Source organism: Bradyrhizobium sp. CFUWI (genome assembly GCF_056429085.1).
This window is the reverse complement of the sequence record NZ_JBWJZE010000001.1, coordinates 104,305-129,481: the sequence shown is the minus strand read 5'-3', so window position 1 is coordinate 129,481 and position 25,177 is coordinate 104,305. Positions and strand designations below refer to the sequence as shown.

Here is a 25,177-nt window from a genome sequence, read left to right as displayed (position 1 = left end):
CGCCCCATCAGAGACAGGGGAGCGTATCTTACAACAACGCCGGCTGCGTTGAGTTGAGACACCGTCGGGATCATTGCGGGACACTTTCAATGCGAATGGCCATCCGTTGGATCCGTTAGCAAGAGCGGTGCCAGCGCGATCTCCCCATTCGGCGATGGAAAACAAAAAAGGCCGGATCAATGATCCGGCCTTTCATCTGTGCGTAGCCCGTATGGCGTGCAGCGCAATCCGGGGCTGCGGGCCCCGTCAGGCCGCCGCCTTCTTCGGCGCGAATCGGCCGTAGAAGGTTTCGCCCTTCGCCGCCATCTCCTCGAGCAGTTTCGGCGGGGTGAAGCGCGAGCCATACTTCGCCTCAAGCTTGTGGCAGAGCTCGACGAACTTCTTCGTGCCCATGAAATCGATGTAGGACAGCGTGCCGCCCGTGAACGGCGCGAAGCCGAAGCCGAGGATCGAGCCGACATCCGCCTCGCGCGGATCGGTGATGACGTGGTCCTCCACCGTGCGCGCGGCCTCCACCGCCTGCACCACCAGGAAGCGCTGCTTCAGCTCCTCGATGTCGAGCGTATCGGGGTCGAGCTGCTTCGGCTGCAAGGCCGAGAGGCCCGGCCACAGGCTCTTCTGGCCCTTGCCCTTCTCGGGATAGTCGTAGAAGCCCTTGCTGTTCTTGCGCCCCAGGCGGCCCTGCTTCTCGACCATCTCCACCATCAGCTTCTTCTGGTCGGGATTGATGGCGTTGGGGCCGAGATCGGCTTCCGTCGCCTTCATGATCTTGAGGCCGAGGTCGAGCGCGACTTCATCCGAGAGCGAGAGCGGGCCGACCGGCATTCCGGCCATCTTGGCGCAGTTCTCGATCATCGCCGGCGGCACGCCTTCGAGGAACATCTCGTTGCCTTCGGCGACATAGCGGCCGACGCAGCGGTTGGCGAAGAAGCCGCGCGAATCGTTGACGACGATCGGCGTCTTGCCGATCTGCCGGACGTAGTCGAGCGCGGTCGCCAGCGCGACGTCGCCGGTGTTCTTGCCGAGGATGATCTCGACCAGCATCATCTTCTCGACCGGCGAGAAGAAGTGGATGCCGACGAACTTGCCCTGGTCCTTGAAGCTCTCGGCCAGCGAGGTGATCGGCAGCGTCGAGGTGTTCGACGCGAAGACCACGTCCGGCTTCAGATATTCCTGCGCCTTGGCGAAGGTCTCGGCCTTGACCTTGCGATCCTCGAACACGGCCTCGATGACGAGGTCGACGTCCTTCAGAGCAGCATAGTCGGCCGTCGGCGTGATGCGCGCGAGCAGCGCTTCGGCATCCGCAGGCTTGGCGCGGCCCTTCTTGATCTGCTCCTCGATCACCTTCTGCGCGTGCGCCTTGCCCTTGTCGGCGCTCTCCTGGTCGCGATCGATCAGGACGACGTCGAGGCCGGCGCGTGCCGAGACATAGCCGACGCTGGCGCCCATGAAGCCGGCGCCGATCACGGCGATCTTCTTCACCTTGGTTGCGGGCACATCCTTCGGACGGCGGGCGCCCTTGTTGAGCTCCTGCATCGACAGGAACAGGCTGCGGATCATCGCGGCCGCTTCCTTCGAGCGCAGCACCGAGGTGAAGTAGCGCGACTCGACGCGCAAGCCAGCGTCGATCGGCAGCTGCAGGCCCTCATAGACGCAGCTCATGATCGCGCGCGCGGCCGGATAATTGTCGTAGGTCTCGCGGCGATAGATCGCGTTGCCGGCGGGGAACATCATCATGCCGGCCTTGGAGAACACCGGACCGCCGGGCAGCTTGAAGCCTTTCTCGTCCCAGGGCGCGATCGCCTTGCCGCCGCCCTTGATCCAGTCCTTCGCGGCCTTGATGAGATCGGCGGCCGGAACGATGGCGTGGATCAGGTTCAGCGCCTTGGCCTTCTCGATCGTGACGGGATCGCCCTTGAGCAGGATCGTCATCGCATCCTGCGGCGGCACCAGGCGCGGCACGCGCTGCGTGCCGCCGGCGCCCGGGAACAGGCCAACCTTGACCTCGGGCAGACCGAGGCGGGTCTTGGGATTCTCCGCGGCGACGCGGTAATGGCAGCACAGCGTGATCTCGAAGCCGCCGCCGAGCGCGAGGCCGTTGATCGCGGCCGCCCACGGCTTGCCCGAGGTCTCGATCGAACGCAAAACCTGCGAGAAGCGGCGGCTCTGGTCGAACAGCATCTGGTTCGCCGCGGTCTCGCCCTGCTCCTTGAAGACCTTGGCGTAGGCCTGGTTCATGCCTTCGAGCATCGACAGATCCGCGCCGGCGCAGAACGCTTCTTTTGCCGAAGTGATGACGACGCCCTTCACCGCGGCGTCAGTCGTGGTCGCCTTGACGATCGCATCGAGCTCGTTGGTCGAGGTCTCGTCGAGCACGTTCATGGAACGGCCCGGAATGTCCCAGGTGACGAGCGCGATGCCGTCTGCGTCGGTCTCGACCTTGAAATTCTTGTACGACATGTTGGTTGCTCCTCGGTGCCGCAGCCATGCCAGGCGCGGCGGTTGATGGGGGTCTCGTAGGGTGGGTTAGCGAAGCGTAACCCACCAACTTTGTTGACGTGGCACGGTGGGTTACGCCTTCGGCTAACCCACCCTACGGACCTACACCCGCTCGATGATGGTCGCGGTGCCCATGCCGCCGCCGATGCACAGCGTGACGAGGGCGGTGGACTTGTTGGTGCGCTCGAGCTCGTCGAGCACGGTGCCGAGGATCATCGCGCCGGTGGCCCCCAACGGATGGCCGAGCGCGATGGCGCCGCCATTGACGTTGATCTTGGCGCTGTCGATGTCGAAGGCCTGGATGTAGCGCAGCACGACGGAGGCAAAGGCTTCGTTCAGCTCGAACAGGTCGATGTCCGACTTCTTCATACCGGATCGCGCGAACAGCTTCTCGGTGACGTCGACCGGACCGGTCAGCATCATCGCCGGCTCCGAGCCGATATTGGCGAAGGCGCGGATTTTTGCACGCGGCTTCATGCCGTATTTCGCACCCGCCTCCTTGCTGCCGAGCAGCACGGCGCCGGCGCCGTCGACGATGCCGGAGGAATTGCCGGCATGGTGCACGTAATTGACGCGCTCGATCTCGGGATGCGACTGAATTGCGACGCCGTCGAAGCCGCCCATCTGCGCCATCATCGTGAACGAGGGCTGCAGCTGCGCCAGCGACTGCATCGTCGTCGAGGGACGCATATGCTCGTCCTTGGCGAGGATGGTGAGGCCGTTGATGTCCTTCACCGGCACCACGGACTTGTTGAAGCGGCCCTCGTCCCAGGCCTTGGCCGCGCGCTGCTGGCTCTGCACGGCGTAAGCGTCGACATCGTCGCGCGAGAAGCCGTATTTGGTGGCGATCAGATCGGCCGAGACGCCCTGCGGCATGAAATAGGCCGGCACCGCCATCGAGGGATCCATCGGCCAGGCGCCGCCGGACGCGCCGATGCCGACGCGGCTCATGGATTCGGCGCCGCCGCCGATCACCAGCTCGTGCTGGCCGCTCATCACCTGCGCGGCGGCGAAGTTCACCGCATCGAGGCCTGAGGCACAGAAGCGGCTGATCTGCACGCCCGGGACGGCCTCGCCGAGACCGGCCTTCAGCGCGGCGAAGCGCGCGATGTCGGAGCCTGCTTCTCCGACCGGATCGACCACGCCGAGGATGACGTCGTCGACGGAATCTTCCGGCAGATTGTTGCGGTCCTTCAGCGCCTTCAGCGGCACGGTCGCGAGCGCGAGCGCCGTGACTTCGTGCAGCGCGCCGTCCGCCTTGCCGCGGCCGCGGGGGGTGCGAACGTGGTCGTAGATGAATGCCTCAGGCATGACGCCCTCCTGATGTGATGTTCGATGCGATTGGGAGCGGGCAGCGGAAGCAGGCTCAGAACGCTTCCGCCGGCAATTCCATGATGGTGGCGCAGCCGGCCTGGATGCGCGCGAGATTGGCCGCGGTCTCCGGCAGCATCCGCTCCATGAAGAAGCGGCCGGTGACCAGCTTGGTCGAGAGATAGGGCGTCGCCCCGCTCTCGGCAATCTTGGCATTCGTCACCTTGGCCATCTTCGCCCACATGTAGCCGAGCGCGACGAAGCCGAAGAGATGCAGGTAATCGGTTGCGGCGGCGCCGGCATTGTCCGGCTTCGCCATCGCGTTCTGCATCAGCCACGTCGTGGCCTGCTGCAGATGACCGAGCGAGGCCGAGAGCGGGGTGATGAACGGCTTCAGCGCCTCGTCGCCGCCGTTCTCCTTGGCGAAGGCCATGACCTCGCCGAAGAAGGCCATGATGGCGCGGCCGCCGTCGCGCGGCAGCTTGCGGCCGACGAGGTCGAGCGCCTGAATGCCGTTGGCGCCTTCATAGATCATCGCGATGCGCGCATCGCGCACGAACTGCTCCATGCCCTGTTCGGCGATGTAGCCGTGGCCGCCATACATCTGCTGTGCCTGCACCGCGTTGGCGAAGCCGTAATCGGTCAGGAAGCCCTTCAGCACCGGGGTCATCAGGCCCATGTGGTCGTCGGCGGCCTGGCGATCCTTCGGGTCTTCGGAGCGGTGGGCGACGTCGCTCTTCAGCGCGGTCCACATCACGAAGGCGCGCGCGGCCTCGTTGAAGGCGCGGATCGACAGCAGCGTGCGGCGCACGTCGGGGTGCACGATGATCGGGTCGGCCTGCTTGTCCGGCGCCTTGGCGCCGGTGAGCGAGCGGCCCTGGATGCGCTCGCGGGCATAGGCGACCGCGTTCTGATAGGCAACTTCCGACTGCGCGAGGCCCTGCACGGCGACGCCGAGCCTCGCCTCGTTCATCATCACGAACATGCCCTGCATGCCCTTGTTCTCTTCCCCGATCAGCCAGCCGGTGGCGTTGTCGTAGTTCATCACGCAGGTCGAATTGCCGTGGATCCCCATCTTGTGCTCTAGCGAGCCGCAGACGACGCCGTTGCGCGCGCCGGGCGAACCGTCGGCATTGACCAGGAATTTCGGCACCACGAACAGCGACACGCCCTTGATGCCGGCGGGTGCGCCCTCGATGCGGGCCAGCACGAGGTGGATGATGTTGGAGGCCAGGTCATGCTCGCCGGCCGAGATGAAGATCTTGGTGCCCGTGATCCTGAAGCTGCCGTCCGCCTGGCGCACCGCCTTGGTGCGGAGCATGCCGAGATCGGTGCCGCAATGCGGCTCGGTGAGGTTCATGGTGCCGGTCCATTCGCCCGCCACCATCTTCGGCACGTAGGTCTGCTTCTGCTCGGGCGAGCCGTGAACGATCAACGCCGCGGTCGCACCCATGGTGAGGCCGCCATACATCGAGAACGCCATGTTGGCGGAGATCTGGAATTCGTTGACGGCTTGCGAGAGCGTCACCGGCAGGCCCTGGCCGCCGAACTCGGTCGGCGCCGACAGGCCGAGCCAGCCGCCCTCGGCGACCTGCTTGAACGCCTCCTTGAAGCCTTTCGGCGTGGTGACGCTGCCGTCGTCCGCGCGCTTGCAGCCTTCGAGATCGCCGACGCGGTTCAGCGGCTGCAGCACCTCTTCGGCGAGCTTGGCGGCTTCACCGAGGATGGCTTCGCGCACGTCGCTCGATGCGTCGGAGAAGCCGGCGAGATTGTCGTAGCGGTCGATCTGGAAGACGTCGTTGAGCAGGAAGTTCACGTCTTCGACGGGGGCTTTGTAGATCGGCATGGGGTTCTCCCGGCAATGGGCCTTCGAAAGTGGCGATTCAGTGTTTCCTGCGACGCAGCCTTCCCCGCGAGCTTAGCGGGTTCTGCAACCTCAGGGCAGGGTCATGATTGGGCGGCCAGCTGCTCCGCCATCAGGCGGTGCAGCATGTTGATCGCCTTGAGCGGACGCACCATCACCTTGAAATGCGTGATGCGTCCCTCGCTGTCGAACGTGATGATGTCGACGCCGTTGATCTCGATGCCGTCGATCTCGGTCTTGAATTCGAGCACGGCGCCATCGGCGCTCTTCCATTCGCCGACATAGGTGAAGGTCGGGCCGCCGAGCACCTGCTCGGCGCTGGAGAGGTATTTGAAGGTAATGTCGCGGCCGCGCTGCGGCGTATGGACCACGGGGCTCTCGAACACGGCATCGGGATGCAGGAGATCCCAGAGCGCGGTGCGGTCGTGAGACCTCATGTAGGCATACCAGGAATCGAGGCCGGTCATTCTCAGCTGCCTCCCTAAAGGCCTGGACAAGAAAACGCGAAAACAACCCCATGCACAGTAGCGTGCCGATTGATTCCGCTGGGTTTTTCGGGTCGGATCTTCGGCCCGTCTCCCGCGCACCGCATATGCACATTGACGCATATGCGCCAATGCGCATAAAGTCAAGCGAGTTGGTCGAGGTCGAAGAAGACGAAGGAGGCCGATCATGGCCCTGGGCGACGCAATCCTCGCATGCCTGACGGAGCGTCCGATGACGGGCTACGAGCTCGCCAAGACGTTCGATTCCTCGATCGGCTTCTTCTGGAAGGCCGACCATCAGCAGATCTACCGCGAGCTCTCCAAGCTGCGCGACCGCGGCCACATCCAGGGCCGCGAGGTCGTGCAATCGGGCAAGCCCAACAAGCTGGTTTATACGCTCACTCCGGAGGGGCGAACAGCGCTGCGGCACTGGGCCGCGCGGCCAAGCACGCCAGCCTCGACCAAGGACGACCTCCTGGTCCGCCTCCACGCCCTCGACAGCATCGACATCGAGCCGCTGCGCACCGACCTGATGGCCCGCCTGGAGCACCACCGCGACCGCCACGCCAACTACGAGCGCATCCTGAAGAAGCGCTTTCCCGACGGCACCGCCGAGGGCCGGCTCGATCTCGGCAACCTGCTCCTGCTCCGCCTTGGGGCCCGGCACGAGCAGATGGTGGCCGACTTCTGCGAAGAGGCGCTCGATGCGCTGTCGGCGATGAGCGGCAAGGCCACCGTGGTGCCGCTGGACGAGGGCAAGCGCGAGGGGAAGGGCTGAGCGGCATCGGCGGTGCCCTCGCCTCTCCCGCTTGCGGGAGAGGTCGCGCCGAAGGCGCGGGTGAGGGCTTTCTCCTCTTGGGGACTGTCCCATCGCGGAGACACCCTCTCCCCAGCCCTCCCCCGCAAGCGGGGGAGGGAGCGCAGTGGTTCCCTGGCTGGCGGCCCCCGCCCAACTTTAAGACACCCGCGCCGCGTTCCTTAACTCGTTATTTACCGTAACAGGAAAAAGTCGGTTTACGAGGCAGACGACCCGCGCCAAATTCGATTGTCTTTACAACCGGGGCGCGTGGGGCGGCTGGAGGCGCCGGGTGGGGCGCCGGAGTCGGAACCGGACAGAGTCATGAATTCGCGCGTATCGTGGAGTGTGGACGGCATCGATCCATCCGTCAGGGAGCGGGCCGAAGCTGCTGCGCGTCGCGCGGGCATGTCGCTGAACGATTGGCTGAACTCCACGCTCGGCGACACCGCGCCACCCAACTTTCGCGGCCCTTACGACCAGCGTCCGCAACCCCCACAAGCCCCCCACGTTCCGAGCCAGGAGAGCCGCGAAGTCGCCGACATCCACCAGCGGCTCGACGCGATCACCCAGCAGATCGAACGGATTTCAAAGCCGGCGCCGCGTCAGGACTCGTCGAGACCGGATGTCTCGCGCGAGCAGGGCGTCGCACGCCAGCTCAACGACGCGATCTCGCGGCTCGATGCGCGGTTGTCGCAAATCTCCCGCCCGCCGCAGCCTCAGGCGCCGCGGCCTGCACCTGCGCCCTCACCCGTCGAGACGCGCCAGCGCCAGGCCGATGCGGTCGAGCGTGCGGCAGCTCAAGTCTATCGCAACGCCCCGCCCTTGAGCCCGGCTTCGTTCGACGTCGCCGTCGCCGAGATCACCGCGCGCCAGAGCGAGCTCGACGGCTTTGCGCCGAGGCAGATGCCGCCGCGCGCCGCACCGTCGATTGCGCCTTCGGCTGCTCCTTACGTACCTCCGATGGCGCCGCCCGCGCCTGCCTATGCTCCGCCGCCACCGCCGCCGGGGCCGGATTTCTCCTCGCTCGAGCGCCATCTGCTCAAGATCACGAGCCAGATCGAATCGCTGCAGCGCCCCGACAATACCGAGCAGGCGATCAACGCCTTCCGCAGCGAGCTCGCCGAGATCCGCACGGCCATCACCGAGGCGATGCCGCGGCGCGCGATCGAATCGATCGAGAACGAGATCCGCTCGCTGCATCGGCGCATCGACGAGACGCGGTCCAACGGCACCGACGGCCAGGTGCTTTCGGGCATCGAGCACGCGCTGTCCGACATCAAGCAGGTGCTGCGCACGCTGACGCCGGCCGAGCAGCTCACCGGCTATGACGAGGCGATCCGCAATCTCGGCGCCAAGCTCGATCTGATCCTGCGCGCCAATGACGATCCCTCGACGGTGCATCAGCTCGAGGGCGCGATCGCGGCGCTGCGCGGCATCGTCTCCAACGTCGCCTCCAACGAAGCGCTGGCCCGCCTGTCCGAAGACGTGCAGCTGCTGTCGTCCAAGGTCGACCAGGTCACCCGCGCCTCCGGCCAGGGCGACAGCTTTGCGGTGCTGGAGCAGCGCATCGCCGCGCTCACCGCGGCACTGGAAACGCGCGAGCGGCCGCAGCCGTCCGAAAGCACCGAGCATCTGGAAGCCGCGATCCGCGCGCTGTCGGACCGTTTCGACCGCATGCAGGTCGGCAACGATTCCGCCTCGACCTTCGCGCATCTCGAACAGCGCGTCTCGTACCTGCTGGAGCGGATCGAAGCCGCCTCCGACCCGCGCAACGGCAATCTGAGCCGCGTCGAGGACGGGCTGCACGACATCCTGCGGCACCTGGAGCGGCAGCAGGCGACTTATTCCGCGCTGGCCGAGAGCCGCAATTCGGCCCCCATCGATTCCGGCGTGGTCGATCTGGTCAAGCGCGAACTGTCCGACATCCGCTTCAGCCAGGTCGAGACCAACCGCAGCACCCAGGACTCGCTCGACGCTGTCCATAGCGCGCTCGGCCATGTCGTCGACCGCCTGTCCATGATCGAGGGCGATCTGCGCGCGGTGCGTACGGCGCCGCCGGCCGCCGCGCCGCAGCCGATGGCCATGCCGATGGCCGCTCCCATTGCTGCTTCCATGGAGCCCGCGCCTGTCGCGCGCGAGCCGCGGCCGCAAGCACAGCAGCCGAAATACGATCCGAAGCCCGAGCTGCCGAATCCCGCCGCGGCGCAGAGCGCGCAAGCCGCCTTCGTCGCCGCGCCGCGTGAATTCCATGCCGCCTCCCCCGCCGCGCCGCCGCCGGTGCCGCCGCGTGCGATCAGCGAGATCCTGGAGCCGCATACGGCGCCCGCCCGCGCCGCGCTCGCACCGGAATTGCCGCCGGATCATCCGCTCGAGCCGGGGACACGGCCGGGTGGACGCGCCGCCACGCCGTCGGAGCGCATCGCCGCCTCCGAGAGTGCGATCAGCGGCATTCCTGCGGCTGCGAAAGAGCCGGTCTCGTCGTCGAGCTTCATCGCGGCCGCCCGCCGCGCGGCCCAGGCCGCCGCCGCTCAGCCGGAAAAGCCGGCGCGCGGCGCCAAGACCGGCGCCGATCGCGCCAAGGTCAAGGGCAAGGACGGCGGTTCGACCATCACCTCGAAGATCCGCTCGCTGCTGGTCGGCGCGAGCGTGGTCGTGATCGTGCTCGGCACCTTCAAGATGGCGATGAACCTGCTTGACGGCAGCTCGCCGCCGGCGCCGCAGGCCATGGACAATACCTCCAGTCAGCCCGCGCCGCAGGCCCCGTCGCCTCCGCCGGCGATCGAGAACAAGCCAGCCACGCCCGAGCAGGTCACGCCCTCGATGACCTCGCCGACGCCAATCGGCCGGCAATCCCAGAACAATTCCGCGCCGGCGCCCGCCGGCAATTCGGCCTCGGTTGAAATTCCGCCGGCGCCCGCCGCAGCGGTGCCGCCGCCGGCCGCGAACAGCGACGTCACCGGCGCGCTGTCGGGCTCGAGCCGCGCCAAGCTCGGCCTGATCCAGGTGCCGCCAAGCGAGAAGCTGCCCGACGGCATCGGTGGCCCCGCCTTGCGCAGCGCCGCGATGAAGGGCGATCCGACCGCGGCCTACGAGATCGGCTTGCGCTTTGCCGAGGGCAAGGGCGTTGCGACCAACTACGACGAAGCCGCCAAATGGTACGACCGCGCGGCACAGGCCGGCGTCGTGCCCGCGACCTTCCGCCTCGGCACGCTCTATGAGAAGGGCTTGGGCGTGAAGAAGGACGCCGACATCGCCCGCCGCTATTACACCCAGGCCGCCGAGCGCGGCAACGCCAAGGCGATGCACAATCTCGCGGTGCTCGATGCCGACGGCGGCGGACGCGGCGCTAACTACAAGAGCGCGGCGCAGTGGTTCCGCAAGGCCGCCGATCGCGGCGTCGCCGACAGCCAGTTCAACCTCGGCATTCTCTATGCCCGCGGCATCGGCGTCGAACAGAACCTCGCCGAGTCCTACAAATGGTTTAGCCTGGCGGCCGCGCAGGGCGACGCGGACGCGTCCGGCAAGCGCGACGACGTCGCCAAGCGGCTCGACCCGCAATCGCTCGCCGCCGCCAAGCTCGCGATCCAGACTTTCAGCGCCGAGCCGCAGCCGGATGATGCCGTCAATGTTCCGGCCCCGAACGGCGGCTGGGACAGCGCGCCGCAGGCGAGCGCCAAGCCGGCGCCGAAGCCGGTTGCGGCCAAGCGCTCGGCGTCGGCGGCGCATTGAAATCTCTCCCCTCATGGTGAGGAGCGCGCCCTAGCGCGCGTCTCGAACCATGCAGGCCCGCCTCCCGATCCGGGCCTCGCCCTTCGAGACGCCTGCTGCGCAGGCTCCTCAGGGTGAGGAGCATAAGCGTCGCTGCCGCGCCACCCATTCACCACGCCCGAAATTCCCGGTCCCTCCGGCCCGTAAATTCCGCTATTGAGGGGCGCGGCAATCGTTCCGACCGTCCGGCGGGCATGTGCGCAATCGATCCATCTCGCCGGAGCGTGGTCCTTCGATGCAGCTTTATCTCCCGATCGCCGATCTTCCCGTCAACGTCATCCTGGTGCTGGCGATGGGTGCCGCGGTCGGCTTCGTCTCGGGCATGTTCGGGATCGGCGGCGGCTTCCTGATGACGCCGTTGCTGATCTTCATCGGCATCACGCCCGCGGTCGCGGTCGCCTCGGTCACCAGCCACATCGCAGCCTCCTCCTTTTCCGGCGCGCTGTCCTATTGGCGGCGGCGCGCGATCGATCCGGCGCTGGCGAGCGTCCTGCTCTGCGGCGGGGTGACCGGCACGGCGCTCGGCGTGTGGACCTTCACCCAGCTGCGCGCGCTCGGCCAGCTCGATCTGATGATCGCTCTCTCTTACGTGGTGCTGCTCGGCACCGTCGGCAGCCTGATGTTCTCGGAAGGCCTGCGCGCCCTGATGCGGACCCGGCGCGGCGCGTTGCCGCCGCGACGCACGCACAACTGGATCCACGGCCTGCCGCTGAAGATGCGGTTCAAGCGCTCGAAGATCTATCTCTCGGTGATCCCCGTGGTGGTCGTCGGCATCATGATCGGCTTCATCGGCGCCATCATGGGCATCGGCGGCGGCTTCATCCTGGTGCCGATCATGATCTATCTCTTGCGGGTGCCGACCTCGACGGTGATCGGAACCTCGATGGTGCTGACGCTCGTCACCATGCTGGTCGCGACCATGCTGCATGCGGTGACCAATCACCTCGTCGACGCCGTGCTGGCGCTGATCCTGATGGTCGGCGGCGTCACAGGCGCGCAATTCGGCGTCCGCGCCGGGCAGAAGATCCGCGGCGAGCAGCTGCGCTTGCTGCTCGGCTTGCTCATCCTCTCGGTCGGCATCCGCTTCGCGATCGAGCTGGTGATCCGGCCCGCAGACCTCTTCACCATCCGCGAGCTGGGAGTAAGCGGATGAGACGCGCAGCGCTCGCATTCCTGCTCGTCCTGCTGCTCGGCTCGGCTGCGCGCGCCGAGCGGCTGATCGTGTCGGTCTCCAACCACCGCGTCACGGTGACGCCGAACTATTCCGGCGAGGAGCTGGTGCTGTTCGGCTCGGTGGAGAAGGATGCCACCACGCCCGCTGACCGCACGACCTACGATCTCGTCGTCACCGTGATGGGCCCGCGCGCCGACATGGTGACGCGGCGGAAAGAACGCACCTTCGGGATCTGGATCAACACCGACTACCGGCAGTTCCTGCAGGTGCCGAGCTATCTGGCGCTGTTCGCCAACCGTCCGTTCGAAACCATCACCTCGCCCGAGATCGCGCGGCGGCAGCAGATCGGGCTGAACAACGTGCTGCTGATGCAGCGCGTCAGCGGCGATTTTGCCGACGTGGTGCCGAACGACGCATTCCGCTCGGCCTTCATCCGCCTGCGCACCCAGCGCGGGCTCTATCGCGAAGATGGAAGCGCCGTCACGTTCCTGACGCCCACACTGTTCCGCACCGGCATTCCACTGCCGGCGGAGGTGCCGATCGGCACCTATGAGGTGGAGATCAAGCTGTTTGCGAACGGCGCGTTCATCGCCAAGACCGAGACCGCGTTCGAGATCGTCAAGGTCGGCTTCGAGCAGTTCGTCGCCACCACCGCGCGGCAGAACGGGCTGCTCTACGGCCTCGTCACCGCCGCGATGGCGCTGATGTCGGGATGGATGGCGTCGATCGTGTTCCGCAAAGATTGAAGGAGCTGCCCACTTGCCGTCATGGCCGGGCTTGTCCCGGCCATCCACGTCTTTGCCGCGACCCGTAAGAACGTGGATGCCCGGGACAAGCCCGGGCATGACGAAGAGACGTAAGCGGCCTACCTCACGACGCCGCCTTCGCCGGCCGCGTCACCAGATAGATCCCGAGTGCGACCGGAATGATGCCGAGCAGATCGCGCGCCTCGACGTGCTCGCCGAGGACGAGATACGCGAACAGCATGCCGAGCGGCGGCATCAGGAAATGATAGGCGCTGGCGGCGGTGGCGCCGCACACTTTCAGGAGATGGAACCAGAGCCAGTAGGCGAGGATCGAGCCGCCGAGCACGAGGAAGGCAAAGGCGCCGATCAGGCTTGGCGTATAGTCGATCGCGTGAATGTCGGCGAAGATGAGCGCGACCGGCGTCAGCGCGATGCCGGCGGCGAGGTTCTGCACGCCATTGCCGATCCACAACGACCCTTTCGGCGCGAGCAGCTTGAACAGGATGGTGCCGGCGACGAGCGAGGCCAGCGAGGCCAGCGTGAACAGGATGCCGTGCAGCGAGTCCGTGCCAACCGAGAGACGATGCCACACGATCGCCGTCACGCCGATAACGCCGAGCAGCAGGCCGCCGGCCTTGCGCCAGGTCATGCCCTCGCCGAGCAGCAGCGCGGCGAGCGCCGCGGTGAATACCGGATTGGCTGAGACAATCAGGCCGCCGAGGCCGGCGGAGACCGATTGCAGGCCGGTGTAGCCGAGGCCGAGATAGAGCGCGTTGTTGGCGATGCCGAGCACGGCGAAGATCGCGACATCGCGCCAGGAGAGCGAGAAGGCCTCGCCGCGGATCAGCGTTGCGCCCAGAATCAAAATGCCGGCGAGCGAGAAGCGCGCGGCGAGCAGGATCAGCGGCGGGCAATGGGTGACCCCGATCTTGCCGGCAACGAAGGCGTAGCTCCAAAGCAGGCAGAACAGGCCGATGGCGAGCGGCAGCGTGTTGAAGCGGGTGCTTGGGGCCGAAATCGAGGGGGCGAGCGACATGAGGGGCATTCTCGGATCTTTTTTCTTCTGGCCCTCGATCTAGGGACGTCGCTTGTCATTTGGAAATTAAATGATTAACTTACGATCAGTTGTTTTACAAATGGAGGCGGCGATGCTCGACCTCGAGCTGCTGCGCAGCTTCGTCTCGGTGGTCGAGGCCGGCGGCTTCACCCGCGCCGGTGCACGCGTCCATCGCACACAATCGACCGTGAGCCAGCAGATCAAGCGGCTGGAAGACGACATCGGCCAGGTGCTGCTGCATCGCGACGGCAAGAGCGTGCGGCCGACCGAGGCCGGCGAGCGGCTGCTCTCCTATGCGCGCCGGCTGCTCTCGCTGGCCGAGGAGGCGCGCGACGTGTTGCGCCAGCCGGATGGCGAAGGCGCGGTCCGGCTCGGCATCCCCGAGGATTTCGCGGCGTACCGGCTGGCCAAGCTATTGGGCGCGTTCGCGCGCTCGCATCCCGGCCTGCGGCTCGACGTGCGGGCCGACCAGAGCAAGCATCTGGCGCGCGATCTCGAGCGCGGCGAGCTCGACCTTGCGCTCTACAAGCGCGAGGCCGGCGCGAACGGCGCGATCGCGGTGTGGCCGGAGCGGGTGCACTGGGTCACCAGCAAGAGCCATCCGATCGACGTCGACGTTCCCTCGGTGCCGTTGATCGGCTTTCCGCTCGGCTGCATCTACCGCGCCGGGGCGATCCATGCGCTGGAAAGCGCGGGCCGCGCCTGGCACACCGCCTATACCTCGTCGAGCCTCGCCGGCATCCAGGCCGCGGTCGCCGCCGGCATGGGGCTGAGCATCCTGTCGGAGATGTCGATCCAGCCCGACCACCGCGTGCTGACGGCGAAGGAAGGTTTTGCGCCGATCAACAAGACCGAGGTTGCACTGATGGCGGCGCCGGATGCGAGCCCGGCCACGCTGCGGCTTGCGGATCGTCTCGCCGAGTTTTGCGATGCGGTGCAGGCGAAGGCGGCTTGAGCCCGCTGGAGGCCAGGGCGCTCATTTCGCCGCAGACATCAGTTTGTCGCCGCACGCACTCGCGTAGAACTTGCCGCCGCATTGGCGCTTGATCGCAGCGCAGCGAGCTGCGGGCGACGCCTTTTGCGGGATCGTGAAGCCGCAGCTGAGGCCATCGGCGCTGCGGCCGGATGTGCCGGCGGCAAACGCCGCACTGGAGGCGCTGATGCAGACGACGAGCAGGGCTGCAGCGACGATTTCAATCAACAGTCTCATGATCGCCTCCTCTCCACACTGATGGCTGAATTCTTTCGTAATCTAGCACTAAATCCCGGTTTCTCCGTGCTGGCCCGGGTTCCCAACCCGGCCCGTTCCTTGCATAAATTAGCGCCACGCACCGCACGGCCACAGTTCCAGTGCAAGGGCACGACGCGTAGATTGGTAAGAGTTCGACCTAGGAAATGACGGCTTTGCAGGATTCATCGTTCCAGACCAGTTTTCCGGCCCCGGGGCAGCCCATCGACGAACTCGCGCTGGCTGAGATCAAGGGCGCGATCCTGGCGAAGCTGCGGCTTGCCATCGGCAAGGATGCCGGCATGGCGACCAAGCACGACTGGTACCAGGCCGCGGCGCTGGCGCTGCGCGACCGCATCGTGCATCGCTGGCTCACCGCGGAGAAGCACAGCTACGACGCCGGCCGCAAGCGCGTCTATTATCTCTCGCTCGAATTTTTGATCGGCCGCCTGTTCAGCGACGCGCTCAACAATATGGGCCTGCTCAAGATCTTCGAGGTCGCGCTCGGCGATCTCGGCGTCTCGCTGCCGGAGCTGCGCAAATGCGAGCCGGACGCCGCGCTCGGCAATGGCGGCCTCGGCCGTCTCGCCGCCTGCTTCATGGAGAGCATGGCGACGCTGTCGATCCCCGCGATCGGCTACGGCATCCGCTACGATTACGGCCTGTTCCGCCAGATCATCAACCAGGGCTGGCAGCAGGAATATCCGGACGAATGGCTGAGCTTCGGCAACCCTTGGGAATTGCAGCGGCCCGAGGTGATCTACGACATCAATTTCGGCGGCGGCGTCGAGCATGTCGACGACAGGGGCCGCGACCGCGCGATCTGGCATCCCGCCGAGACGGTGCAGGCGATCGCCTATGACACGCCGATCGTCGGCTGGCGCGGCCAGCACGTCAACGCGCTGCGGCTGTGGTCGGCGCGCTCGCCCGATCCGCTCAAGCTCGATGCCTTCAACAAGGGCGATTATGTCAGCGCCAGCGCCGAGCAGTCGCGCGCGGAGGCGATCTGCAAGTTCCTCTACCCGAACGACGAGAGCCCGGCGGGTCGCGAGCTGCGGCTGCGCCAGGAATATTTCTTCGTCTCGGCCTCGCTGCAGGATCTGGTGAAGCGGCATCTCGCCTCCGACGGCCAGCTGCGCAGCCTCGCGAGCAAGGTCGCGGTGCAGCTCAACGACACCCATCCGAGCCTTGCCGTCACCGAGCTGATGCGGATCCTCGTCGATCTGCACAATTTCCGCTGGGACGAGGCCTGGAAGATCACCGTCGCCACCCTCTCCTACACCAACCACACGCTGCTGCCCGAGGCGCTGGAGACCTGGCCGGTCGAGCTGTTCGAGCGGCTGCTGCCGCGGCACCTCGAGATCATCTACCGCATCAACGTGCAGCACCTGGCGCTCGCCGAGGCGCGCTGCCCCGGCGACATCGACTTCCGCGCCTCGGTCTCCCTGATCGACGAGAAGAGCGGGCGCCGCGTGCGCATGGGCCAGCTCGCCTTCGTCGGCTCGCACCGCATCAACGGTGTCTCGGGGATGCATTCCGACCTGATGCGCGAGACCGTGTTCCACGACCTCAACCATCTCTATCCGGGCCGCATCACCAACAAGACCAACGGCATCACCTTCCGCCGCTGGCTGATGCTGGCGAACCCGAAGCTGACCGATCTGTTGCGCGAGACCTGCGGCGAGGCCGTGCTCGACGATCCCTCGCAGCTCTCGCTGATCGAGGCCCGTGCCAGCGACGTCGAATTCCAGAAGAAATTCCGCAGTGTCAAGCACCACAACAAGACGGCCCTGGCGCGCCTGATCGGCGAGCGGCTCGGCATCAAGGTCGATCCGAGCGCGCTGTTCGACGTGCAGATCAAGCGCATCCACGAATACAAGCGCCAGCTGCTCAACGTCATCGAGACGGTCGCGCTGTACCAGGCGATCAAGGACGATCCCAACGGCAATTGGGTGCCGCGGGTGAAGATCTTCGCCGGCAAGGCGGCGGCGAGCTACCGTTACGCCAAGCTGATCATCAAGCTGATCAACGACGTCGCCGAAATCGTCAACAACGACCCCGCGATCGCCGGCAAGCTCAAGGTCGTGTTCCTGCCCGACTACAATGTCAGCCTCGCCGAGGTGATTATCCCCGCCGCGGACCTCTCCGAGCAGATCTCGACCGCGGGCATGGAAGCATCCGGCACCGGCAACATGAAGCTGGCGCTCAACGGCGCCATCACCATCGGCACGCTCGACGGCGCCAATATCGAAATCCGCGACCATGTCGGCGCGGAGAACATCGCGATCTTCGGCATGGAGGCCGGCGACGTGATGATCCGCCGCAAGCAGGGGCTCGACGCCTCCGACGTGATCCGCAGTTCGCCGAAGCTGCAGCGCGCCATCAACGCGATTGGCGCCGGCGAGTTCTCGCCCGGCGATCCCGGCCGCTTCGAATCCATCGCGCACGCGCTGCGCTATCTCGACCATTACATGGTCAGCGCCGATTTCGATTCCTATTACGAAGCGCAACGCGCGGTCGATGCGCGCTGGCAGGTGGCGCCGGCCTGGACCCGCGCCTCGATCCTCAACGTCGCGCGCATGGCCTGGTTCTCCTCGGACCGCACCATCCGCGAATACGCCGAGGAGATCTGGAACGTGCCGGTGAATCCGACCACGCCGCTGCTGCCGAATTTGCGCGACGCCGCGGGCTGATTTTCCGCGGCGTGGAAGCGGCGTTACCTGCGAGGTTATTGCATCCTTCGCGCGGGATGATGATATGACTATGATCATCCCCACGGCGGCGTCTGCGATGCCGGCGCCGTCACCTCAAACGCCGTCATTGCGAGCGCAGCGAAGCAATCCAGAATCTTTCCGCGGAGGCAGCCTGGATTGCTTCGCTGCGCTCGCAATGACGATCGGAGAGGCACCGAGGACCACGATGCACGCCAAGCTCCCGCACCCGTTCGACGAAGCCACCCGCATCACCGCCGGTGACTCCAGCTGGCAGGGGCACACCAGCAACGATTACTGGGCCTTTGTCGGCCCGTTCGGCGGCGCCACGGCCGCGACGATCCTGCGGGCGCTGATCGAGCATCCGCAAGCCGCCGGCGATCCCTTGGCGCTCACCGTCAATTACTGCGCGCCGATCGCCAAGGGACCGTTTGACCTGGACGTGCGGCTGGTCAAGGCCAACCGCTCCAGCCAGCACTGGAGCGTCGAGCTCAGCCAGGGCGGCGGCGAGGTCGCAACGCTCGCCACCGCGGTGTTCGCCGAGCGCCGGCCGTCCTGGGAGCACCGGGTGGCGCAATATCCCGACGCAAAACCGTTCGAGGAGACCATGCCGTTTCCGAAGATCGCGGCGTCCTGGGCCAACCAGTACGATTTCCGCTTCGTCGAGGGCGAGATGCGGATCGGCCCGCAGCAGGCGGAGCCCGCCAGCACCTATTCGAAGATCTGGATCAGCGACCGCACGCCGCGCAAGCTCGACATGCTGTCGCTGACGTCGATGTCGGACGCCTTCTTCGGCCGCATCTTCCATGCAAGGCGCGAGCTGGTGCCGTTCGGCACGGTGTCGCTGACGACCTATTTCCACACCGACAGCGAGGAGCTCGCGGCCGAAGACATCACCCGCGTGCTGGCGACGGCTGATTCCAAGATCATGCACAAGAGCTACGCCGACCAGAACGCCGAGCTGTGGTCGCCGAACGGCCGGCTGCTCGCGACCACGACGCAGATTGCGTATTTCAAGGCGTAGCTGTCTCCACAACGTTCGTCATTGCGAGCGCAGCGAAGCAATCCAGACTGTCCCCCGCGGAAAGATTCTGGATTGCTTCGCTGCGCTCGCAATGACGGTGGAGAGAGTTTGCGCACATATGAAAAGGGCGGCCTTGCGGCCGCCCATTTCGCTGAAGACAGAGCGATTACTCCGCCGCGAGCTTCACGTCCGGGGCTGCCGCACGCACGTCGGCGTCGACCTGGGCTTCGAACTTGGCGAAGTTCTTCTGGAACATGCCGACCAGCGCGCGGGCGGTCTTGTCGAAGTCGTCCTTGTCCTTCCAGGTGTTGACCGGGTTGAGGATTTCGCTGGGCACGCCGGGCAGCGCGGTCGGCACCGCGAAGCCGAAATACTTGTCGGTGCGGAATTCGACGTTGCGCAAGGAGCCGTCGAGCGCGGCGGTGAGCAGCGCGCGGGTCACCTTGATCGGCATGCGGCTGCCTGTGCCGTACTTGCCGCCGGTCCAGCCGGTGTTGACCAGCCAGCAATCGACATTGTGCTGGGCGATGAGGTCGCGCAGCATGTTGCCGTAGACGGAGGGGTCGAGCGGCAGGAAGGGCGAACCGAAGCAGGTCGAGAATTCCGGCTGCGGCTCGTTGCCGAGACCGCGCTCGGTGCCCGCGACCTTGGCGGTGTAACCGGACAGGAAGTGATACATCGCCTGCGCCGGCGACAGCTTGGCGATCGGCGGCAGCACGCCGAAGGCGTCGGCGGCGAGCATCACCACGTTCTTCGGCTGCGGCGCGCGGCCGGTGCGCGAGGCGTTCGGGATGAAGTCGAGCGGATAGGCCGAGCGCGTGTTCTCGGTCTTGGAGCCGTCGTCGAAATCGACGACGCGGGTGTCCTCGTTGAGCACGCAATTCTCGAGCACCGCGCCGAAGCGGGTCGAGGCCGCGTAGATCTCGGGCTCGGCTTCCTTCGACAGCTTGATGCACTTGGCATAGCAGCCGCCCTCGAAATTGAAGACGCCGTTCGGCCCCCAGCCGTGCTCGTCGTCGCCGATCAGCGTGCGGTTGGGGTCGGCCGACAGCGTGGTCTTGCCGGTGCCCGACAGCCCGAAGAAGATCGCGGTGTCGCCCTTGGCGCCGACATTGGCCGAGCAGTGCATCGGCATCACGCCGCGCTCGGGCAGGTAATAGTTCAGCGTGGTGAAGACCGACTTCTTCATCTCGCCGGCATAATAAGACCCGCCGATCAGGACGATCTTGCGGGCGAAATCGATCGCGACCACGTTCTCCGAGCGCACGCCGTGGCGTTTGGGATCGGCGCGGAAGCTCGGCATGTCGATGATGGTGAGCTCCGGCACGAAGGTCGACAGCTCGATCGCCTCCGGGCGGATCAAGAGCGTACGGATGAACAGCGAGTGCCAGGCAAGCTCGGTGAAGACGCGCGTCTTGATCCGGTAGGCGGGATCGGCACCGCCGTAGAGATCCTGCGCGAACAGCTTCTTGCCTTCGGCGTGCTTGAGGAAATCCTGATAGAGCGTCTCGAACTGCTCTGCGGTGATGGACTGGTTGCCGGCCCACCACATCTTCTTGTCGGTGGTGGCGTCACGCACCGTGAACTTGTCCTTCGGGCTGCGCCCGGTGAACTCGCCGGTGTCGGCGCAGAGCGCGCCGTCAGCAGACAGCACCGCCTCGCCCGCAGCGAGCGAGTATTGATAGAGTTGCGGCGCACCGAGGTTCCAGTGAACCTGCTTGAGATTCTTTAAGCCGAACTTGTCGGCGCCGAAGGCACCGTTGCGCACGCCCGTCTCTTGCACGAAAAAATCCTCCTAGAACCCACGACATTCAGCGGACCAAGTTTGGCGCCGTCGCGGTCACCGTGATGAAAGGGCCATTCGGCCTCGGCTGAACGACCTAATAATGATGAACGCTGGCGTTGCCAAGCTGATCCCGCAGGATTTGGTTTATTCAAGGACCGCGCCAAACGTCGCGCATGTCAGCTCTGAGCGGACGCATCGCGAAAATCGCCGATGATCGCGCAACCAAATGCGTGTTTGCGCGTTACGTCAGGTTATTGCGACGCACAATTGCCGCGGCGCCTTCCTTATTTCACCTCACCTTCGCCGATCAGAGCGAACGGCCCCCACATGGCAGGGTAGGCGTTGCGCGGCGAGGAGGTGTCGTCGACAAATGTCAACATCGCGCGGCGCAAGGCTTCGGCACGCCCCATCTTTGGCTCGTTCTTGAGCAGCTCGAATGTCGAAATGGTCAGGCGGGTGGCCGCTTCCGAGTCCACGGCCCAATGCGAGACCAGGAGCGCGCGGGCCCCTGCGTAGAAGAACGAGCGCGCCAATCCCGACAATGCCTCGGCGCCGGGCTTGTCGCCGGCGATGGTGTTGCAGGCGGACAGCACCACCCAATCGGCGTTGAGCTTGAGCTGGGCTACTTCGCTCGCGGTGAGAAGACCATCATCGAGCTCCGTCGGCTGGTCGGGGATGGAGAGCGCAAGCGAGGGCTCCCCCAATCCCTTGACGTCGCCGGCAACGAGGCCGTGGGTGGCAAAGTAGATGATGCCGTATTGAGCAAGCGCTGCACGCTTCAGCGTCGTTTCGCTGGCATCGCGTCCGAGATGGATGTCGGCAGCAGCCGCGCCGACGTCCCTCGCCACCGCGTTCAGCTCGTCGGCGGTATCGGGCAGTTGCGGCAGCGCCTGCGCCAGCCGCGCGCGATCGACGCCGGCGCCGCGCCAGAAATCGGTATAGGCGACGGTCGCGATGCTGCGCGCGGCGACCTTGCCGCTGGCTGCACGACGGTCGGCCGGTCCTTCGGCCGCGGGATTGAACACGGGATCGCCGAAGCCGGTCATCGGCTTTGCACCCTGGTCCCTGCGGGCGACGGCGCGCAGCGATTTCAGGCTGATCACCGACGGCAACACCGAGACGGCCTGACGCCGCAGCAGCCAGGCGGCGCTGCGATAGCCGTCGAGCCGGTCCGGAATCGCAGCCTGCGGTGGCTGCGTCACCAGCAGATGAAACGGCAAGGCCGTCAGCGCCGCCGACGGCACCACCAGCAAATTACGCTTGTCCTTCGTCAAGGCCTCGACCGGGCCGAGCAACGCCGAATAGAGCTCATGGGCCAGCCCGAGATCGAACAGGCCTGACTTGCCGGAGGCATCGCGCGCCTTGCCGACGTCCAGCCCCCTGCGGAAGGCGGCGACCTTCTGCGTCACCGCATCCGCGCCGAGCGGGATCTCTTTCCAGTCGACGCCCTCGCGCGTGATCGCGATGACATAGCTCTGCTTATCGACGACGGAATAGATCACCATCGCCTCGTCAGCCGACAGCAGCGGCTGAATGTCCTTCACCGCCAGCGGCAGCGGGTTGGAGAGCGAGGCGTAGTCGGGAAACTCGAGCGTGAGGGCCTTCTGCAATGTGCTGCGCTCGTTTCCGATCGCCGCGATCCTCGCGCGGCTGCGCTGCTCGACCGCGAGGTCGCGCTGAGCGGATGGCTTCGACACTGCCGCGACGATCGCCTTGTCGAGCGCTTCGGACTCGGCGGTGAGATCCTGATCCTTGCGCACGAGCTCGGCGAGCCGGTCGCTGCCGGCGGCCATCCGCACCGCGAGCTTGTTCACGGCAGCGGCGGCGGAGGATTGCGTGCCGCGCTGGATCGCCGCGAGCGCCTGGTCCAGCGCCATGTCATCCCCTAGGAGACGCTGCTGCCGCGCGGCGAACAGGATGGGCAGCACGACACGCAGCTGCGCGCGATTGTTGGCGAGCGTCTTTTCCGCAAGCGGCAAGGCGTCGACTGTCCGCCCGGAGACCTGAAGGAAATTGGCGAGATTGCTGGTCGAGGTCCCGACATCGGGATGGTCGGGCCCGAGCGCCCGCTCGCGGATCGACAGGGCGCGGCGATAGAGCGGCTCGGCCTCGGCATAGCGCTGCTGGTGCTCGTAGAGCCCGGCGAGATTGTTGAGTGAGCGCGCCACGTCGTGATGATCCGGTCCCAGCGCCTTCTCGCGGATCGCGAGCGAGCGCTTGATCGGCGCCTCGGCCTCCGCGTCGCGGTTGAGGTCGCGATCGACCTGACCGATGTTGTTCAGGACGGTGGCGACCGCAGGATGCTCGGGACCGCCGACCTTCTGGTAGATCGCAAGCGCCCGCCGAAACAGCGGCTCGGCCTCGGCATGACGCTGCTGCTTCACATAGTAAGTGGCGAGATTGTTGAGGGACTGGCCGATGTCGGGATGCTCGCGCGACAGCGCCTGCTCGCGAACGGTCAGCGCGCGCTTGAACAGCGGCTCGGCTTCCGTGAAGCGGCTCTGCCGCTGATAGAGCGCCGCCAGATTGTTCAGGATCGGCGCGATCTCGACGCTGCCCTGACCGGTCCCCTTCTCCATCAGCGCAATGGCGCGCTTGTAGAGCGGCTCAGCCTGATCGTCGTGGCCCTGGTCGGCTTCGATCTGCGCAAGATTGTTGAGCGTCGCGGCGAGGTCGCGGTTGTTGCTGGTCTTCTCGAGCGAGGCCACCATGGCCTGCGCCAGCGGCAGCGCCTCGGAATATTTGCCGGCGCTCCGGAGCGCGTTGATGCGCGCGCTCTGCGCTGACAGATCCCCCTTCTGGGCAAGGCCAGGCGAGGCAGACGACGCGACGATCGCGAGCCCCAGGCCCGCAGCCAATGCCCAACGACGTGTCATGAACCCTCTCGCTGCCAGCCCCAGGACCTCACCGTCTTGGGTCGCAGCGATGGATAGCGGCGTTCAAATCCTTGCGTTCTGGTCCATCTTCGTGCGCGCTTCGCCAGCGAGGCGCACCAGCATCTTGCGCAGCGACGTGCCGTCGGTCACCCGCTCCGGGAAGTTCAGCCGCAGCACGGTCTGGCCGTCCTGCATGTCGAGGCCTTCCGGATCGCAGCCGGTGCAGCGCCAGTCACCCGCGCCGGCACCCAGGAGCTTCGTCGCATAGAGGCCCATGGTCTCCCGATGGTCGGCGTTCATATGCGCGACAGCGCCCTCCTCCGCCGCCAGCAGGTCGTCGGCCCCGGTGAGAGCCGTGAGGAACTGCGTGGGCTTGAGGTCGACGATCCGGCCGAAACCGGCGACCAGATGGGTTCCCGTGGGACGGATCCGGAAGAATGAGAAATCCTTAAAGGAAACAAAGCCTTCCGCCGACGGATGGGCATTGAGATACCGCCGCTGGAGCAGGTCCTTCTCGGCCTCGGCCTGCTCCGCCCGGCCCGACAGCATGATCCGGGCGCCCTCCAGCGGATCGCCTTCCGCCCGCTCGTCCAGCATCAGCGAGACCCGGCTGTCGGCAAGGATGTTCCTTGTATGCACGGCAAGGCCCGAGATCAGCAGAATCGGCGAGCCGTCGGGATGGCTGGCCAGATTGACCAGGGAACAATAGGGGTCGCCGCTGCCGGCCATGAGCGTTGCCAGCGCCCCCTGGCGCGATCGCCGCAGCAGGGATTTGGCGAGCTTTGCGGGGTCGAAATCAGGGGTCGGTTGCATCGGCTTTCTCGGCTCAGGTGGTTGCAAGGGAGGCCTTTTTTCGGGTAAACGGGGGTCTGGTTATGGGTCGACATGCGGCGAATCTGCCGTGTTTCGTGGAACTTGGTCACACTTCAGCCCAGCTTGCATTGCTCGGTGACAAGGTTCGACTGCCGACTTCGGCACCCATGTATGCGGCGCATCACTGGATTGCTCGCCGTTTTCAAGCCACGACCCAAACGGAAAGCAGAAAGCAGAGGCTCATGCCCACAATCGCTTTGGTCGACGACGACCGCAACATTCTCACATCCGTCTCGATCGCGCTGGAAGCCGAAGGCTATCGCATCATGACCTACACCGACGGCGCCTCCGCGCTGGACGGTTTCCGCACCACCCAGCCCGATCTCGCCATCCTCGACATCAAGATGCCTCGCATGGACGGCATGGAGACGCTGCGCCGCCTGCGGCAGAAATCCGACCTGCCGGTGATCTTCCTGACCTCCAAGGACGAGGAGATCGACGAGCTGTTCGGCCTCAAGATGGGCGCCGACGATTTCATCCGCAAGCCGTTTTCACAGCGCCTTTTGGTCGAGCGCGTCAAGGCGGTGCTGCGCCGCTCGGCGCCGAAGGACCCGACCGTCGCGCCGAAGGAGAACGACGCCAAGGCGCTCGATCGCGGCCTCCTGCGCATGGATCCGGAACGGCATACCTGCACCTGGAAGAACGAGCCGGTGACGTTGACCGTCACCGAATTCCTGATCCTGCAGGCGCTGGCGACCCGGCCCGGCGTGGTGAAGAGCCGCAACGCGCTGATGGACGCCGCTTATGACGACCAGGTCTATGTCGACGACCGCACCATCGACAGCCACATCAAGCGGCTGCGCAAGAAGTTCAAGGTGGTCGACAACGAGTTCGAGATGATCGAGACGCTGTACGGCGTCGGCTATCGTTTCAAGGAAGCCTGAGGCGGCAGGCAACTTCACGAACGGACTAAGAGCTTCGCCGGTCCTGATTCCATCGGGACCGGGATCGCTCCAAAGCGCGATGAGATCATCGT

At 65.9% G+C, this 25,177-nt stretch carries 17 protein-coding genes; 8 read left to right on the top strand and 9 right to left on the bottom strand.

Features of this window, described 5'->3' with window-relative positions:
* Window positions 1–246 precede the first annotated feature (246 nt).
* The 4 genes from AC066S_RS00585 to AC066S_RS00570 form a co-directional block, all read right to left on the bottom strand.
* Window positions 247–2,460, bottom strand: a complete 2,214-nt coding sequence (locus AC066S_RS00585) for an FAD-dependent oxidoreductase (RefSeq protein WP_478268675.1) — start codon at window positions 2,458–2,460, stop codon at window positions 247–249.
* 141 nt (window positions 2,461–2,601) lie between these two features.
* Complete coding sequence (locus AC066S_RS00580; RefSeq protein WP_135170521.1) at window positions 2,602–3,810, bottom strand: acetyl-CoA C-acetyltransferase; 1,209 nt, start codon at window positions 3,808–3,810, stop codon at window positions 2,602–2,604.
* A 55-nt stretch (window positions 3,811–3,865) separates the two neighbouring features.
* Window positions 3,866–5,656 carry an acyl-CoA dehydrogenase C-terminal domain-containing protein gene (locus AC066S_RS00575; protein ID WP_126261057.1) on the bottom strand — a complete coding sequence of 597 codons (1,791 nt, stop codon included), beginning with the start codon at window positions 5,654–5,656 and terminating at the stop codon, window positions 3,866–3,868.
* A gap of 101 nt (window positions 5,657–5,757) precedes the next feature.
* Window positions 5,758–6,141 carry a nuclear transport factor 2 family protein gene (locus tag AC066S_RS00570; RefSeq protein WP_126261056.1) on the bottom strand — a complete coding sequence of 128 codons (384 nt, stop codon included), beginning with the start codon at window positions 6,139–6,141 and terminating at the stop codon, window positions 5,758–5,760.
* Between the two features lie 205 nt (window positions 6,142–6,346).
* Here AC066S_RS00570 and AC066S_RS00565 point away from each other — a divergent pair, with 205 nt between their 5' ends.
* The 4 genes from AC066S_RS00565 to AC066S_RS00550 all read left to right on the top strand — a co-directional run bounded on the left by AC066S_RS00565 (window position 6,347) and on the right by AC066S_RS00550 (window position 12,646).
* The gene (locus AC066S_RS00565; RefSeq protein ID WP_028134028.1) at window positions 6,347–6,937 is read left to right on the top strand and encodes a PadR family transcriptional regulator; all 591 of its coding nucleotides are present in this window, start codon (window positions 6,347–6,349) and stop codon (window positions 6,935–6,937) included.
* A gap of 342 nt (window positions 6,938–7,279) precedes the next feature.
* A complete protein-coding gene (locus AC066S_RS00560) occupies window positions 7,280–10,687 on the top strand; it encodes a tetratricopeptide repeat protein (protein WP_478268674.1) in 3,408 nt (1,135 codons plus the stop codon).
* A 274-nt stretch (window positions 10,688–10,961) separates the two neighbouring features.
* Window positions 10,962–11,879, top strand: coding sequence for a sulfite exporter TauE/SafE family protein (locus AC066S_RS00555; RefSeq protein WP_478268673.1), 918 nt, complete (start codon window positions 10,962–10,964; stop codon window positions 11,877–11,879).
* Window positions 11,876–12,646 (top strand): TIGR02186 family protein, encoded by a 771-nt coding sequence (locus AC066S_RS00550; RefSeq protein ID WP_126261053.1) that lies wholly within the window; start codon window positions 11,876–11,878, stop codon window positions 12,644–12,646. Before AC066S_RS00555 ends, AC066S_RS00550 begins: the two co-directional genes overlap by 4 nt.
* A gap of 124 nt (window positions 12,647–12,770) precedes the next feature.
* Here the strand turns inward: AC066S_RS00550 and AC066S_RS00545 are convergent, their stop codons facing one another.
* Window positions 12,771–13,682, bottom strand: a complete 912-nt coding sequence (locus tag AC066S_RS00545) for a DMT family transporter (protein ID WP_478268935.1) — start codon at window positions 13,680–13,682, stop codon at window positions 12,771–12,773.
* A gap of 112 nt (window positions 13,683–13,794) precedes the next feature.
* On the opposite strand from AC066S_RS00545, the gene AC066S_RS00540 reads away from it, so the two are divergent.
* Window positions 13,795–14,658 (top strand): LysR family transcriptional regulator, encoded by an 864-nt coding sequence (locus tag AC066S_RS00540; RefSeq protein ID WP_478268672.1) that lies wholly within the window; start codon window positions 13,795–13,797, stop codon window positions 14,656–14,658.
* Between the two features lie 21 nt (window positions 14,659–14,679).
* On the opposite strand, the gene AC066S_RS00535 is transcribed toward AC066S_RS00540, so the two are convergent.
* Window positions 14,680–14,913 carry a hypothetical protein gene (locus AC066S_RS00535; protein WP_478268671.1) on the bottom strand — a complete coding sequence of 78 codons (234 nt, stop codon included), beginning with the start codon at window positions 14,911–14,913 and terminating at the stop codon, window positions 14,680–14,682.
* A 185-nt stretch (window positions 14,914–15,098) separates the two neighbouring features.
* Here AC066S_RS00535 and AC066S_RS00530 point away from each other — a divergent pair, with 185 nt between their 5' ends.
* The gene (locus AC066S_RS00530; RefSeq protein ID WP_478268670.1) at window positions 15,099–17,624 is read left to right on the top strand and encodes a glycogen/starch/alpha-glucan phosphorylase; all 2,526 of its coding nucleotides are present in this window, start codon (window positions 15,099–15,101) and stop codon (window positions 17,622–17,624) included.
* A gap of 226 nt (window positions 17,625–17,850) precedes the next feature.
* Window positions 17,851–18,666, top strand: coding sequence for an acyl-CoA thioesterase (locus AC066S_RS00525; RefSeq protein WP_478268669.1), 816 nt, complete (start codon window positions 17,851–17,853; stop codon window positions 18,664–18,666).
* Window positions 18,667–18,832: 166 nt separating this feature from the next.
* Here AC066S_RS00525 and AC066S_RS00520 read toward each other — a convergent pair whose 3' ends face one another.
* The 3 genes from AC066S_RS00520 to AC066S_RS00510 all read right to left on the bottom strand — a co-directional run bounded on the left by AC066S_RS00520 (window position 18,833) and on the right by AC066S_RS00510 (window position 24,141).
* A complete protein-coding gene (locus AC066S_RS00520; protein ID WP_126261048.1) occupies window positions 18,833–20,449 on the bottom strand; it encodes a phosphoenolpyruvate carboxykinase in 1,617 nt (538 codons plus the stop codon).
* Between the two features lie 287 nt (window positions 20,450–20,736).
* Window positions 20,737–23,328 carry a CHAT domain-containing tetratricopeptide repeat protein gene (locus AC066S_RS00515; RefSeq protein WP_478268668.1) on the bottom strand — a complete coding sequence of 864 codons (2,592 nt, stop codon included), beginning with the start codon at window positions 23,326–23,328 and terminating at the stop codon, window positions 20,737–20,739.
* Window positions 23,329–23,391: 63 nt separating this feature from the next.
* On the bottom strand, window positions 23,392–24,141 hold the full coding sequence (locus tag AC066S_RS00510) for a HugZ family pyridoxamine 5'-phosphate oxidase (protein ID WP_478268667.1): 750 nt from the start codon (window positions 24,139–24,141) through the stop codon (window positions 23,392–23,394).
* Between the two features lie 242 nt (window positions 24,142–24,383).
* Between AC066S_RS00510 and AC066S_RS00505 the strand changes: the two genes are divergently transcribed.
* On the top strand, window positions 24,384–25,085 hold the full coding sequence (locus tag AC066S_RS00505) for a response regulator transcription factor (RefSeq protein WP_008542552.1): 702 nt from the start codon (window positions 24,384–24,386) through the stop codon (window positions 25,083–25,085).
* Window positions 25,086–25,177: the final 92 nt, after the last annotated feature.

Bases quoted from the DNA above. Each gene is read 5' to 3' on its own strand.
- AC066S_RS00555 (WP_478268673.1), top strand. From the start codon at position 10,962: ATGCAGCTTTATCTCCCGATCGCCGATCTTCCCGTCAACGTCATCCTG.
- AC066S_RS00585 (WP_478268675.1), bottom strand. From the start codon at position 2,460: ATGTCGTACAAGAATTTCAAGGTCGAGACCGACGCAGACGGCATCGCG.
- AC066S_RS00575 (WP_126261057.1), bottom strand. From the start codon at position 5,656: ATGCCGATCTACAAAGCCCCCGTCGAAGACGTGAACTTCCTGCTCAAC.
- AC066S_RS00535 (WP_478268671.1), bottom strand. From the start codon at position 14,913: ATGAGACTGTTGATTGAAATCGTCGCTGCAGCCCTGCTCGTCGTCTGC.
- AC066S_RS00560 (WP_478268674.1), top strand. From the start codon at position 7,280: ATGAATTCGCGCGTATCGTGGAGTGTGGACGGCATCGATCCATCCGTC.
- AC066S_RS00550 (WP_126261053.1), top strand. From the start codon at position 11,876: ATGAGACGCGCAGCGCTCGCATTCCTGCTCGTCCTGCTGCTCGGCTCG.
- AC066S_RS00570 (WP_126261056.1), bottom strand. From the start codon at position 6,141: ATGACCGGCCTCGATTCCTGGTATGCCTACATGAGGTCTCACGACCGC.
- AC066S_RS00510 (WP_478268667.1), bottom strand. From the start codon at position 24,141: ATGCAACCGACCCCTGATTTCGACCCCGCAAAGCTCGCCAAATCCCTG.
- AC066S_RS00545 (WP_478268935.1), bottom strand. From the start codon at position 13,682: ATGTCGCTCGCCCCCTCGATTTCGGCCCCAAGCACCCGCTTCAACACG.
- AC066S_RS00525 (WP_478268669.1), top strand. From the start codon at position 17,851: ATGCACGCCAAGCTCCCGCACCCGTTCGACGAAGCCACCCGCATCACC.
- AC066S_RS00540 (WP_478268672.1), top strand. From the start codon at position 13,795: ATGCTCGACCTCGAGCTGCTGCGCAGCTTCGTCTCGGTGGTCGAGGCC.
- AC066S_RS00565 (WP_028134028.1), top strand. From the start codon at position 6,347: ATGGCCCTGGGCGACGCAATCCTCGCATGCCTGACGGAGCGTCCGATG.
- AC066S_RS00505 (WP_008542552.1), top strand. From the start codon at position 24,384: ATGCCCACAATCGCTTTGGTCGACGACGACCGCAACATTCTCACATCC.
- AC066S_RS00515 (WP_478268668.1), bottom strand. From the start codon at position 23,328: ATGACACGTCGTTGGGCATTGGCTGCGGGCCTGGGGCTCGCGATCGTC.
- AC066S_RS00530 (WP_478268670.1), top strand. From the start codon at position 15,099: ATGACGGCTTTGCAGGATTCATCGTTCCAGACCAGTTTTCCGGCCCCG.
- AC066S_RS00580 (WP_135170521.1), bottom strand. From the start codon at position 3,810: ATGCCTGAGGCATTCATCTACGACCACGTTCGCACCCCCCGCGGCCGC.